The 12,974-nt window shown below is 66.7% G+C and carries 10 protein-coding genes; 7 read left to right on the top strand and 3 right to left on the bottom strand.

Features of this window, described 5'->3' with window-relative positions; translation table 11 throughout:
- Positions 1-2 precede the first annotated feature (2 nt).
- Entirely contained in the window at positions 3-458 is a 456-nt protein-coding gene (locus AC3WVS_RS11555; RefSeq protein ID WP_011615824.1) for a DUF2214 family protein, read from the top strand.
- A 27-nt stretch (positions 459-485) separates the two neighbouring features.
- Positions 486-1,481 (top strand): Bug family tripartite tricarboxylate transporter substrate binding protein, encoded by a 996-nt coding sequence (locus tag AC3WVS_RS11560; protein WP_010813681.1) that lies wholly within the window; start codon positions 486-488, stop codon positions 1,479-1,481.
- A gap of 32 nt (positions 1,482-1,513) precedes the next feature.
- Here AC3WVS_RS11560 and AC3WVS_RS11565 read toward each other — a convergent pair whose 3' ends face one another.
- A complete protein-coding gene (locus tag AC3WVS_RS11565) occupies positions 1,514-3,310 on the bottom strand; it encodes a potassium/proton antiporter (RefSeq protein WP_492318745.1) in 1,797 nt (598 codons plus the stop codon).
- 352 nt (positions 3,311-3,662) lie between these two features.
- On the opposite strand from AC3WVS_RS11565, the gene AC3WVS_RS11570 reads away from it, so the two are divergent.
- The 3 genes from AC3WVS_RS11570 to AC3WVS_RS11580 all read left to right on the top strand — a co-directional run bounded on the left by AC3WVS_RS11570 (position 3,663) and on the right by AC3WVS_RS11580 (position 6,295).
- Positions 3,663-4,124: a tripartite tricarboxylate transporter TctB family protein gene (locus AC3WVS_RS11570; RefSeq protein ID WP_010813683.1), complete on the top strand. Its 462-nt coding sequence runs from the start codon at positions 3,663-3,665 to the stop codon at positions 4,122-4,124.
- A 13-nt stretch (positions 4,125-4,137) separates the two neighbouring features.
- Entirely contained in the window at positions 4,138-5,640 is a 1,503-nt protein-coding gene (locus tag AC3WVS_RS11575; RefSeq protein WP_492318746.1) for a tripartite tricarboxylate transporter permease, read from the top strand.
- Positions 5,641-5,821: 181 nt separating this feature from the next.
- On the top strand, positions 5,822-6,295 hold the full coding sequence (locus tag AC3WVS_RS11580; RefSeq protein WP_492318747.1) for an aminoacyl-tRNA deacylase: 474 nt from the start codon (positions 5,822-5,824) through the stop codon (positions 6,293-6,295).
- Positions 6,296-6,495: 200 nt separating this feature from the next.
- Here the strand turns inward: AC3WVS_RS11580 and katG are convergent, their stop codons facing one another.
- On the bottom strand, positions 6,496-8,760 hold the full coding sequence (gene katG, locus AC3WVS_RS11585; protein WP_492318748.1) for a catalase/peroxidase HPI: 2,265 nt from the start codon (positions 8,758-8,760) through the stop codon (positions 6,496-6,498).
- 308 nt (positions 8,761-9,068) lie between these two features.
- Complete coding sequence (locus AC3WVS_RS11590) at positions 9,069-9,953, bottom strand: LysR substrate-binding domain-containing protein (protein WP_492318749.1); 885 nt, start codon at positions 9,951-9,953, stop codon at positions 9,069-9,071.
- Positions 9,954-10,116: 163 nt separating this feature from the next.
- On the opposite strand from AC3WVS_RS11590, the gene AC3WVS_RS11595 reads away from it, so the two are divergent.
- The gene (locus AC3WVS_RS11595) at positions 10,117-11,094 is read left to right on the top strand and encodes a Bug family tripartite tricarboxylate transporter substrate binding protein (RefSeq protein WP_492318750.1); all 978 of its coding nucleotides are present in this window, start codon (positions 10,117-10,119) and stop codon (positions 11,092-11,094) included.
- A gap of 52 nt (positions 11,095-11,146) precedes the next feature.
- A complete protein-coding gene (gene ggt / locus AC3WVS_RS11600; protein ID WP_492318751.1) occupies positions 11,147-12,772 on the top strand; it encodes a gamma-glutamyltransferase in 1,626 nt (541 codons plus the stop codon).
- The last annotated feature ends 202 nt before the right edge of the window (positions 12,773-12,974 follow it).

A 12,974-nucleotide genomic window follows, 5' to 3' on the forward strand; every position in this document is an offset into this window, starting at 1 on the left:
CCATGCTGACCGACGCCATACTGTCCTTCCTGCATTTCCTTGCGATCTTCGTCCTGATCACCCTGATGGCCGCCGAGGCCGTGGTGCTGCGCCCGGAAATCACGCCGGCCGCGGTGCGGCGCCTGTCGCTGTACGACCTGTTCTATTTCCTGTCGGCGATGGTGGTGCTGGGCACCGGCCTGCTGCGCCTGTTCTACGGTGCCAAGGGCGCCGACTTCTACCTGCACAACCCGTGGTTCCATGCCAAGGTGGGCGTGTTCGTGCTGATCGCGCTGTGCTCGCTGCCGCCGACCTTCGCCATTGCGCGCTGGCGCAAGCAGGCGCGCCGGCTGCCGGATTACGTGCCGCCGCCGTCCGAGTTGAAAGCCGCCCGCCGCTGGGTGATGATCGAAGCCCACCTGGTGATCCTGCTGCCGCTGTGCGCGGTCATGATGGCGCGGGGCATCGGCGCCAGATAAGAATCCCAATCCCCTGAAGTCCGAGACATGCTGAAGAAACTGCTTGCCGCCGCGCTGACCGCGGCCCTGCTGCCCGCCGCCGCCGTGGCGGCCACCAATGCCTACCCGACCAAGCCGGTCCGCTTCGTGGTGCCCTACCCCGCCGGCGGCCCGCTCGACACCGTCGCGCGCGCCATCGGCGAGAAGCTGCGCGACAGCCTGGGCCAGCCGGTGGTGGTCGAGAACAAGCCCGGCGCCGGCGGCAACCTGGGCGCGGACTACGTCGCCAAGCAGCCGGCCGACGGCTACACCATCGTCATGGGCGCGGTGGCCACGCACGCCATCAACCCGACGCTGTTCAGCAAGATGCCGTACGACCCGGTGAAAGACTTCGCGCCGATCACGCTGGTGGCCGACGTCCCCAACGTGCTGGTGATGCACCCGGGCAAGGCCGCCGACCTGCACATCAACAACGTGCGCGACCTGGTCGCGTACGCGCGCAAGAATCCGGGCAAGCTGGACTACGCCTCGGGCGGCAACGGCAGCGCCGGCCACCTGTCGGGCGAGCTGTTCAAGAGCATGGCGAAGGTCAGCATGGTCCATATCCCCTACAACGGCGCCGCACCGGCGCAGTTGTCGGTGCTGTCGGGCCAGACCGACCTGATCTTCGACAACCTGGCTTCGGCCTCGGCCAATATCAAGGCGGGCAAGCTGAAGGCCTTTGCGGTCACCACCGCCAGCCGCGCCGCGGCCTTCCCGGAACTGCCGACCATTGCGGAAGCCGGCAAGGGGCTGGGCCTGGAAGGCTTCGACATCTCGACGTGGTTCGGCGTGTTCGCGCCGGCCAACACCCCGCGCGAGATCGTCGAGCGGCTTAACCATGAGATCGTGGCAATCCTGAAGACCGACGAGATGAAGGCACGCCTGGCCCGCATCGGCGCACAGCCGGCACCGACCACGCCCGAGCAGTTCGCGGCGCTGATCCAGCGCGAGCTGAAGAAATACGCGCAGATCGTGAAGGTATCCGGGGCGAAGGTGGATTGAAGACAAGGCGGCCATGGCCGCCTTTTTTGTCATTACTCCGCCTCGGCACCCTCCCCGCTCCGCTCTGCCCCGTCCTTGCGCCGGCGCGGCCATAGCCGCCCGCCCGAATCCCCGTCCAGCCGCGGCAGCAGCAACCCCACCTGCAGGATCTGCGCGCCTTCCATGCGCGTCACCGTCAGCGGCAGGCCAGCGATCGCGACGCTGTCGCCCTCCACCGGCGGCGAGGTGAAGGCACGCTGCATCGCAGTTTCCAGCGTCAGCGGCTCCTCGTCCGGGGTCAGCGCGCGCGTGCCGTACAGCGCCGCGACGTCGCGCAGCAGCGCATCGCCCGACAACAGGAAATCATGCGAGGCCTGCTCCCAGGTGGGCGCGCGGCCCAGCGCCTGGAACAGCGCGGACAGCATCGGCAGGGTCGTCACCGGCGCCAGCACCGAGACGCTGTCGCCGGCGCGCAGCACGGTCTGGTCCAGCGCCGCCAGCGCATCGTCGCGCGCCACCGTCAGCAGCCGGCAGCGCGGCGGCAGCTCCAGCTGGTCGGCGCGCACGTTCTCCACTGGCGCGTTGGGCCCTACTTCGAACTGCATCACCTCCAGGATCGGCGCGCGCGTGCCGCGCAGGCGCGACCGCGCCAGCGGCTCGGGGTAGCCGGGGCGCCGCACACGCGCCAGGCGCGCGGCCACCGACACCGTGGTGCCCTGGAACAGCAGGCTGGCCAGCACCACGGCAAAGGCGATGCGGAACAGCAGCCCCGCTTGCGGCACCTCGCGCAGCAGCGGAAACAGCGCCAGCACGATCGGCACCGCACCGCGCAGGCCCATCCAGGCGATAAAGCCAGTCTCGCGCGCATTGAAGCGGAACGGCAGCAGCGCCAGCCACACCGCCACCGGCCGCGCCACCAGCATCAGGAAGGCCGCCACCGCCACCGCCGGGCCGGCCACCTCCCAGATCCGGTGCGGCGACACCAGCAGGCCCAGCAGCAGGAACATGGCCGACTGCGCCAGCCAGGCCATGCCGTCCATGGCGCGCATGGTGTCCGACGTCACCGCGCGCTCGCGGTTACCGATCAGCATGCCGGTCAGGTACACCGCCAGGAAACCGCTGCCGCCGGCGCTCTGCACCAGCGCGAACACCATGGCGCCGCCCGAGCACAGCAGGATCGCCTGCAGCCCTTCGGCCACGCGGATGCGCTCCAGCACGCGGGCCAGGCAATAGCCGAGCGCCAGGCCGAGCACGCCGCCCACGCCGAACTGCACCAGCAGCCGCGTGACCAGGCCCAGCGGCGTCAGGCCGTCAGGCGCGGTCAGCCATTCGATCAGCGTCAGGGTCAGGAAGATCGCCATCGGGTCGTTGATGCCGGACTCGATCTCGAGCACGCTCGCCACCCGCTCCTTCAGCCGGATGCCGCTGCTATTGAGCATCGAGAACACCGCGGCGGCGTCGGTCGAGCCGACGATGGCGCCAAGCAGCAGCCCGAGCCGCCAGTCGATGCCCAGCAGCCACGCGGCGAACACGCCGACCAGCGCTGCCGTCACCAGCACCCCCACGGTCGCCAGCGACAGCGAAGGTTTCAGCGCCACCCGGAAGGTGGCAAAGCGCGTGCGCAGCCCGCCATCGAGCAGGATCACCGCCAGCGCCAGGTTGCCGACCAGGAAGCTGAGCCAGGTATCGGAGAAACGGATGCCGCCCGGCCCGTCCACGCCGGCCAGCATGCCCACGGCCAGGAAGACCAGCAGGAACGGCACGCCCAGGCGTGCCGAGAAAGCCCCCAGCACGATGCCCAGCGACATCACGACGGCGCCGATCAGAATGATGTGGTCAATGCTCTCCAAACCGCTCCTCGCGTTGCGTAGTGGTTCCTTGCGGAACCTTTCAAACCTTTCAGCGGCGGGTAGCGCCGCGCGGCGCAAGACCGCCCCGGATAATAGCGCAGCGACTGGGGCTTCTGCCCGCCAGGCCGCTCCCAGCTTGGCTTGGCGGCACTTTTAAGCGCTCTTTCACTAGGGGATACCCTCAGCATGACCCTGTTTGCAGACATCTGAAAGGTAGCTGAAAGGTCGCCCCCTTAACTTCCACCCTGCCCGTAGGAGGGCGCCCGCAAACTGCCGCATTGATGCAATGCAACAAAGGCAGCGGAAGGGAACCCTCCTGAGATTTCAAGCAGTCTTATCGAGGAGATTCACTTTGCGCATACGTAGCCAAAAGGACTTCGCCTCCGGCCTGATGTTCATCCTGGTCGGATTCGGCTTTTCCTGGGTCGCGCGCGGTTATTCCATGGGAACCGCCGCAAAAATGGGACCGGGATACTTCCCGTTCTGGCTCGGCATCGTGCTCGCCCTGCTGGGCGTGCTGGTGCTGTGGGGCTCGTTGTCTTCCAAGTCGGAAGAAGACAACCTGGCCCGCTGGGACATCAAGACGCTCTTGTGGATCCTCGGTTCGGTGGTGCTGTTCGGCCTGCTGCTCAAGCCGCTGGGCATGGTGCTGTCGGTGCTGGTGCTGGTGCTGGTGTCGTCGATGGCCAGCCATGAATTCAGCTGGAAGGGTGCCATCCTCAACGCCATCATCCTGGTGCTGATCAGCCTGGGCGCGTTCGTCTACGGCATCAACCTGCAGATGCCGGTGTGGCCGGCTTTCCTGGCAAGCTAAGGAGGCCGCCAACATGGAACTTCTAACCAACCTGGGTCTGGGCTTCTCCACCGCCCTGACCTTCCAGAACCTCGCGTACGCCTTCCTGGGCTGCGTGCTGGGCACCCTGATCGGCGTGCTGCCGGGCCTGGGGCCGCTGGCCACCATCGCCATGCTGCTGCCGGTGACCTACACGCTGCCCCCGGTGGCCGCGCTGATCATGCTGGCCGGTATCTACTACGGCGCCCAGTACGGCGGCTCGACCACCGCCATCCTGGTGAACCTGCCTGGTGAATCGTCCTCGGTGGTAACAACCATCGACGGCTACCAGATGGCAAGGCGAGGACGAGCGGGGGTGGCGCTGGCCACAGCCGGGCTGGGCTCGTTCTTCGCCGGCTGCGTCGCCACCATGATCCTGGCCGCCTTTGCCGCGCCGCTGTCGGAACTGGCGTTCAAGTTCGGCCCCGCCGAATACTTCTCGCTGATGGTGCTGGGCCTGATCGGCGCCGTGGTGCTGGCTTCGGGTTCGCTGGTCAAGGCCATCGCCATGATCGTGCTGGGCCTGCTGCTGGGCCTGGTCGGCACCGACGTGAACTCGGGCGCGGCGCGCTTCTCGTTCGACGTGCCGGAACTGACCGACGGCCTGAACTTCGTCTCGGTGGCAATGGGTATCTTCGGCTTTGCTGAAATCATCGCCAACCTGGAGCAGAAGGAACACCGCGAGACCTTCACCGACCACATCACCAACCTGTTCCCGACCAAGGAAGACTTCAAGCGCATGATCCCGGCGGTGCTGCGTGGCACCCTGCTGGGCTCGGCACTGGGCATCCTGCCGGGCGGCGGTGCATCGCTGGCTTCGTTTGCTGCCTACTCGCTGGAGAAGAAGACCTCCAAGTATCCGCAGGAATTCGGCAAGGGTGCGATCGAAGGCGTGGCGGGACCGGAATCGGCCAACAACGCGGCTTCGCAGACCTCCTTCATCCCGCTGCTGACGCTGGGCATTCCGCCCAACGCGGTGATGGCGCTGATGGTGGGTGCGATGACCATCCACAACATCCAGCCCGGCCCGCAGGTGATGACCAGCAACCCGGCGCTGTTCTGGGGCCTGATCGCCTCGATGTGGATCGGCAACCTGATGCTGATCGTGCTGAACCTGCCGCTGATCGGTATCTGGGTGAAGCTGCTGAAGGTGCCTTACCGCTACCTGTACCCGGCCATCCTGACGTTCTGCTGCATCGGCGTGTACTCGGTCCAGAACACCACCTTCGACGTGTTCCAGACCGCGGCCTTCGGCGTGGTGGGCTACCTGTTCATCAAGCTCAAGTGCGAACCCGCGCCGCTGCTGCTCGGCTTCGTGCTGGGGCCGATGATGGAAGAGAACTTCCGCCGCTCGCTGCTGCTGTCGCGTGGTGACTTCAGCGTGTTCGTGACGCGCCCGCTGTCGCTGGGCCTGCTGATCGCCGCTGCCGTGCTGGTGCTGATCGTGGCGATGCCGTCGATCAAGGCCAAGCGCGAGGAAGCGTTCCAGGAAGAATAAGCAGGGAATATCGCCGGCCCCGGGGCCGGCGGCACAACACACTAAGGGCACCGCAAGGTGCCCTTTTTTTTTGCGCTTGCCGGCTACGTTTTGGCTCGGCCCCACCGCCACCCGACCCCCGACGACCTATATTGGTAGGACTCGGACAACGGTCGCGCTGCGCGCGTCGGAGGTTGAAATCATGACCATGTCTACCACGCTGGCGAGATGCCTGAGCAAGAAGCAGAGCCAGTTCGACACCGTCCGGCACCCCTACAGCCTCGGCAGCATGGCCACTGCGCAGGCCGCACACATTCCCGGAGACCGCCTGGCCAAGACCGTCCTGCTGGAAGACGGCAGCGGCTACGTCACTGCCGTGATTCCTTCGACTCACCACCTGAAACTGTCGGAGCTCTGCGAGCAGACCGGCCGCAAGCTGTCGCTGGCGCATGAGGATGGCGTGCGCGAAGTGTTCCGCGACTGCGACCACAGCGCGCTCCCGCCGGTCGGCATGGCCTACGGCACGCAGACCTGGCTCGACGACAGCCTGCTGACGCACCCCGACGTCTACTTCGAGGCGGGCGACCACCAGGAACTGGTGCACATGAGCACCGGGCAGTTCCTCGACCTGATGGCCGATGCGCGGCGCGGGCATTTTGCGCACAGGATGATGTAGGGTCCTGCCCTGGCAGGCCACGCGGCCGGCGCTTGCCGGCCGCTTTTCTTTCGCGTTGGCGATCGCTTCACCAGGCCGCTCGCGCGCGCATGGCAAAAAGCTGCCGCCGCCGGCCACGGTGACCGGCGAAGGATCTTCTTTCACCTCACGGACCCGGCCCCGTCAGGGGAATGACAGCCCTGACGGGACCCGGCGACCGCTCAGGCGACGTCGAACCGGTCGAGGTTCATCACCTTGACCCAGGCGGCGACGAAGTCCCGGACGAATTTCTCCTGCGCGTCCTCGCTTGCATAGACCTCGCAAAGCGCCCGCAACTGGGCATGCGAACCGAACACCAGGTCGACCCGGGTACCGGTCCACTTCTTCGCACCGGTCTTGCGGTCAAGCCCCTCGAACACTTCCCGGGCTTCCGACAGCGGCTTCCATTCCGTGCTCATGTCGAGCAGGTTGCGGAAGAAGTCATTGGTCAGCGTTTCCGGCCGGTCGGTGAAGACGCCGTGCGCATCCTGCCCGGTATGGACGTTCAGCACGCGCAGCCCGCCGATCAGCACCGTCATCTCGGGCGCGGTCAGGGTCAGCAATTGCGCCTTGTCGATCAGCAGCGCCTCCGCCGGGATGCTGTACTTCTGCTTGAGGAAGTTGCGGAAGCCGTCCGCCTTCGGCTCGAGCGCGCCGACCGACTGCACGTCGGTCTGTTCCTGCGAGGCATCCATGCGGCCCGGCGTGAACGGCACGGTCACTTGATGTCCGGCCTTCTGCGCGGCCTGCTCGATCCCGGCACTACCGGCCAGCACGATCAGGTCGGCGAGCGAAATCTTCTTGCCGCCGGACTGCGCGCCGTTGAACTCAGCCTGGATTCCTTCGAGCACCTTCAGCACCTTGGCCAGCCGCTCGGGTTCGTTGGCTGCCCAGTCCTTCTGCGGCGCCAGTCGGATGCGCGCCCCATTGGCGCCACCACGCTTGTCCGAACCGCGGAAGGTGGAGGCCGAGGCCCAGGCGGTCTGCACCAGTTGCGAGACCGGCAGCCCCGACGCCAGGATCTTCTGCTTGAGCGCGGCGACGTCCTGCTCGTTGACCAGCGGATGGTCGACCGCCGGGATCGGATCCTGCCAGATCAGCTCTTCGGCCGGCACTTCCGGGCCGAGGTAGCGCGCGCGCGGGCCCATGTCGCGGTGGGTCAGCTTGAACCAGGCGCGGGCAAAGGCATCGGCGAGCTGGTCAGGATTCTCCAGGAAGCGCCGCGAGATCTTCTCGTAGACCGGATCGAAACGCAGCGACAGGTCCGTGGTCAGCATCATTGGCCGCAGCTTCTTCGAGGGATCGTAAGCGTGCGGGATGGTTTCCCCGCCATCCTTGGCCACCCACTGGTTGGCACCAGCGGGACTCTTGGTCGGTTCCCATTCGTGGCCGAACAGGTTCTCCAGATAGCTGTTGCCCCACTTCGTCGGCGTATTGCTCCAGGTCACCTCCAGCCCGCTGGTGATGGTGTCGGCGCCCTTGCCGGTGCCAAAGGCGCTTGACCATCCCAGGCCCTGGAGTTCAAGGTCGGCGCCCTCGGGCTCGGCCCCGATGTTGTCCCCGGCGGGACCGGCACCGTGCGTCTTGCCGAAGGCATGCCCGCCGGCAATCAGCGCGACGGTCTCCTCGTCGTCCATGGCCATGCGCGCGAACGTTTCACGGATGTCGTGTGCCGCCGCGAGCGGGTCCGGGTTGCCTTCCGGGCCTTCCGGGTTCACATAGATCAGGCCCATCTGCACGGCGGCCAGCGGGTTCTCCAGGTTGCGTTCCTGGTCGGTGCGGCTGGCCTCGGCGCCATGCAATTCCTCGTCGGCGATGATCACGCCCTCGTCGTCGTACTTGCCGGCGGCACCCTTGCCGTAGCGAAAGTCACCGCCCAGCCAGGTCTTTTCATTGCCCCAGTACACATCCAGGTCCGGCTCCCAGGTATCTTCGCGGCCACCGCCGAAGCCGAAGGTCTTGAAGCCCATGGTCTCGAGCGCGACGTTGCCGCTCAGGATCATCAGGTCGGCCCAGGAGATCTTCTGGCCGTACTTTTGCTTGATCGGCCATAGCAGGCGGCGCGCCTTGTCCAGGCTGACGTTGTCCGGCCAGCTGTTGATCGGCGCGAAACGCTGCTGGCCGCGCCCACCGCCCCCGCGGCCATCGCCAATGCGGTACGTGCCGGCACTGTGCCAGGCCATGCGGATGAGCAGCGGACCATAGTGGCCGAAGTCCGCCGGCCACCAGTCCTGCGATTGCGTCATCAGCGCCGCCAGGTCCTTCTTCACCGCCGCCAGGTCGAGGCTCTTGAAGGCTTCCGCGTAGTTGAAGTCCGCGCCGAGCGGGTTGGACTTGCTGGAATGCTGGCTGAGCAGGTCCAGGCGCAATTGCTTTGGCCACCAGTCGCGATTCGTGGTACCGCCGCCGGCGGCATGAGTGACGGGACACTTTGCTTCGTTAGACATGCGTTCTCTCCTTGTGGGACGTACTGAACACGCCTGCAGCGATGGCTTGGGGGTCGCTGTTGCATCAGCGATCCCGTTCCGGCGGAGCTTGCGAATCCACGCCGGGAATCTCCTTCAAAAGCATGCCGGCTGACTTCTGCCGGTGCGCTGGGCATGCTCCGACGCGGTAGGTCGGGCGCCGCCCCATGGCAATGCGGCCGCGTCAGCGGCAGTCCGCAACCCCAATATATGCACAGCTGAGCGCCAGGAGAATGCGTTTCTGACTATCCTCCCGATAGACCCTGGTTATGGCGTGGACGCAACCCGCGCTAGGCGCCAAACAGCTCGCTGCAGGCCGCCCGCACCGCCGCGGTCACCTGCCCGCGCCCGTGGTCGCGCCGTTCCAGCATGCCGATGTGACGCATCACCGGCTCGCCGTTGACCAGCAGCGGCAGGATGCGCAGCGCCTCGTCGTCGCGCCAGCGCGCGCGGCGCAGCAGCGGCACCACGGTCACGCCGACCTCCTGCCGCACCAGTTCCACCAGCGCCTCGATCGCGTTCAGCTCCAGGAACTCGTTGACCTTCAGGTGCGCGCGGCGCAGCGCGCGCTCGACCAGCACGCCGGTGCGCTGGCTGCGGTCGAAGCGCAGGTAGGGATTGGTGGCGAGCGCCTCGCGCGCGTCGCGGCCCGGGCTGCCGCGTGCCGCGATCGCCACCAGCGGCTCCTGGTACAGCGGCGTCCAGCGCAGCGTGCCGGGCACGCGCGCGGCGCCCTCCACCAGGATGGCGGCATCCAGCTCGCCGGCCTCGACCTGTGCCGCCAGTTCGATCGACTTGGCGCCGACCAGGCGCACGTCGAGCGCAGGATAAGTGCGCTTCATATGCGCCACCGCATGTGACAGTCCGCCCATCACCGACACTACCGCACCCACTGCCACCGCACCCGCCATGGCTTCGTCCGAGGCCAGCGGCAGGCGCATCTCTTCATACAGCGCCAGCATGCGTCGCGCCAGCGGCAGCAGCGCGCGGCCGTCGGCATTGAGCACGGCCACGCGGCCGTTGCGGTCGAACAGCTCGCGGCGCAATTCGGTCTCAAGCGCGCGCATCTGCAGGCTGACGGCGGCCTGGGTCAGCGCCACCTGGCCGGCAGCGGCGGCAAAGGAGCCGTGCTCGGCCACGGCAACGAAGGTACGGAGGAAGCGGACAGTGCTCATCGGTGCACGCAAGGGAAGAGTCAGGCATATGCCGGCAAGGCGCGATCCTTAAGATTTCCTTGTGACATTGGAAAGAAATATTAGCTTTCTTTGTGACCGACAGCACGGAATAATGAAGGCAGGCTCATGAATCGGGGCCAATCGCCTGACACCGGAGACAAGAATGAAATCCTGGCTGCGCCGCTTCGGCATCGGCCTTGGCTGCGGGCTTTGCCTGGCCGCCACGCCCGCACTGGCCGATACCTATCCCAGCAAGCCGATCCGCCTGATCGTGCCCTTCCCGGCCAGCGGCGCGACCGACCTGCTGGCACGCGCCATCGCGCAGAAGGTGGGCGCCAGCCTGGGCCAGCAGATCGTGGTCGACAACCGCCCCGGCGCCGGCGGCGCGATCGGCTCGGACATGGCCGCCAAGGCAGCGCCCGACGGCTATACGCTGCTGATCGCCACCACCAGCACGCATTCGATCGGGCCGTATATCAACACTCGCCTGCCATACAACACCGAGACCGACTTCACCCCGGTCAGCCAGGTGGCGATCGCCACCAACCTGCTGGTGGTGCCGAACGGCCTGCCGGCGAAGAACGTGCGCGAGCTGATCGACTACGCCAAGAAGCATCCCGGCGAGCTGAACTACGCCTCCAGCGGCAACGGCACCGTGGTGCACCTGACCGCCGAGGCCTTCAAGGCGCAGGCGGGCGTGTTCATCACCCACATCCCCTACCGCGGCACCGCGCTGGCCGTGCCGGACCTGATCTCGGGCAAGGTGCAGGTGCTGTTCGACAGCATCGTGTCGGGCCTGCCGCATGTGAAGGACGGCAAGCTCAAGGCACTGGCAGTGACCAGCGCCAAGCGCTCGCCGCTGGCACCGGAAATCCCCACCGCGAGTGAGTCGGGCCTGCCCGGCTTCGAGTCCGATACCTGGTTCGGCATCTATGGCCCCAAGGGCCTGCCGGCCGATATCGTCAACCGCCTGAATGCCGAGTTCAACAAGGCCATCCAGTCGCCCGAGGTCAAGGAACGCCTGGGCAAGCTGGGCGCCGAGCCGGTCGGCGGCACGCCGGCGCAGTTCGCCGCGATGGTGAAGAAGGACAGCGCGCGCTGGGGCAAGCTGATCAGGGATCGCAAGATCACGGCAGAATAAGGGCCGCAGAATTTGCGCTACAGGCGCACCGAGCACAAGGACACAGACAAGCATGCAGAACTTCAACTGGACCAACCCCTACCCCTCCGTGCGCATCCCGCTGTTTGCGCGCAACGTGGTTTCCACCTCGCACCCGCTGGCTGCGCAGGCCGGCCTGCGCATGCTGCTCAAGGGGGGCAATGCGGTCGATGCCGCCATCGCCGCGGCCGCCGCCATCACCATCGTCGAGCCGGTGTCGTGCGGCCTGGGCAGCGATGCCTTTGCCATCCTGTGGGACGGCAAGGAACTGCACGGCCTGAACTCGTCGGGCGTGGCCCCGGCGGCCTGGAGCCCGGAATACTTCAAGAACAAGTACGGCACCGATGCCAACGGCCTGGCCAACCGCCCGATCCGCGGCTGGGACTCGGTCACCGTGCCCGGCGTGGTCGCCGGCTGGGCCGCGCTGCATGAGCGCTTCGGCAAGCTGCCGTTCGCCGACCTGATGGAGCCGGCAATCGAGATCGCCGAGCGCGGCTATGCCGTGCCGCCGGTGGTGGCGCACAAGTGGGCCGCCGCGGTGCCTGAACTGAAGGACCAGCCCGGCTATGCCGAGACCTTCATGCCCAATGGCCGCGCCCCCGCGGTGGGCGAGAAGTTCACCATGAAGGCTGCCGCCGAAACCCTGCGCAAGATCGGCGCGACCCGTGGCCGCGCCTACTATGAAGGCGAGATCGCCGAGCAGATTGCCGCCTTCAGCCAGCAGTGCGGCGGCGCCATGACGCTCGATGACCTGCGCAACTACCGCCCCGACTGGGTCAAGCCGATCAGCAAGTCCTACCGCGGCTACGAGCTGCACGAGATCCCGCCCAACGGCCAGGGCATCGCCGCGCTGATCGCGCTGGGCATCCTGGACCAGTTCGACATGGCTTCGATCCCGGTGGACTCGGTCGATTCTCAGCACCTGCAGATCGAGGCAATGAAGCTGGCCTTTGCCGACCTCTACCGCTACGTAGCCGACCCGCGCAGCATGGAAGTCACGCCGGAGGCAATGCTCGATGACGCGTACCTGAAGTCGCGCGCGAAGCTGATCGACATGCAGCGCGCCACGCATTTCGACTTCGGCATGCCGAAGGTGGGCGGCACCATCTACCTGACCGCCGCCGACGAGAACGGCATGATGATCTCGTTCATCCAGTCCAACTACATGGGCTTCGGCTCGGGCGTGGTGGTGCCGGGCACCGGCATCAGCCTGCAGAACCGCGGCGTGGGCTTCTCGATGGACCCGAAGTCGGCCAACGTGGTCGCGGGCGGCAAGCGTCCGTTCCACACCATCATCCCGGCCTTCCTGACCAAGGACGGCCAGCCGGTGATGAGCTTCGGCGTGATGGGCGGCGACATGCAGCCGCAGGGCCACCTGCAGACCGTGGTGCGCATGCTGGACTACAACCAGCAGCCGCAGGCCGCGTGCTGCGCGCCGCGCTGGAAGGTCAACCGCGACTTCACGCTGGACGTGGAAAGCACCATGGACCCGGCCACGGTCGAGGGCCTGAAGGCGCGCGGCCACCAGCTCAAGTCAGTGGACGATCCGTACATGGACTTCGGCTCGGGCCAGTTCATCTGGCGCCTGTCGGAAGATGCCGAGCACGGCTATGTCGCCGCCAGCGACAGCCGGCGCGATGGGCAGGCGGTGGGGTTCTGAAGCGCAAGAAGGGAGCGCGGTTTTGGGTGCACCAAAGCCGCCGGAACTAGCCTAAGCAAGGTGTTCGCCCTCTCCCGCAAGCGGGCGAGGGGAGCCTCCTGCAAGCGGCGCCGCGAACAACTCCGCCTTCCGAACTGGCCCGCCCACAAACCCGCCAACTGTCCATGGCCCGCTGGCCCGGTCTACGTACACTGTGACGGAA

The organism is Cupriavidus sp. CPT47-8839-RL05A (assembly GCF_058792255.1).

Coding starts and splice junctions, on each gene's coding strand:
- AC3WVS_RS11555 (WP_011615824.1), top strand. CDS start 3: ATGCTGACCGACGCCATACTGTCCTTCCTGCATTTCCTTGCGATCTTC.
- AC3WVS_RS11560 (WP_010813681.1), top strand. CDS start 486: ATGCTGAAGAAACTGCTTGCCGCCGCGCTGACCGCGGCCCTGCTGCCC.
- AC3WVS_RS11575 (WP_492318746.1), top strand. CDS start 4,138: ATGGAACTTCTAACCAACCTGGGTCTGGGCTTCTCCACCGCCCTGACC.
- AC3WVS_RS11580 (WP_492318747.1), top strand. CDS start 5,822: ATGACCATGTCTACCACGCTGGCGAGATGCCTGAGCAAGAAGCAGAGC.
- katG (WP_492318748.1), bottom strand. CDS start 8,760: ATGTCTAACGAAGCAAAGTGTCCCGTCACTCATGCCGCCGGCGGCGGT.
- AC3WVS_RS11590 (WP_492318749.1), bottom strand. CDS start 9,953: ATGAGCACTGTCCGCTTCCTCCGTACCTTCGTTGCCGTGGCCGAGCAC.
- AC3WVS_RS11595 (WP_492318750.1), top strand. CDS start 10,117: ATGAAATCCTGGCTGCGCCGCTTCGGCATCGGCCTTGGCTGCGGGCTT.
- ggt (WP_492318751.1), top strand. CDS start 11,147: ATGCAGAACTTCAACTGGACCAACCCCTACCCCTCCGTGCGCATCCCG.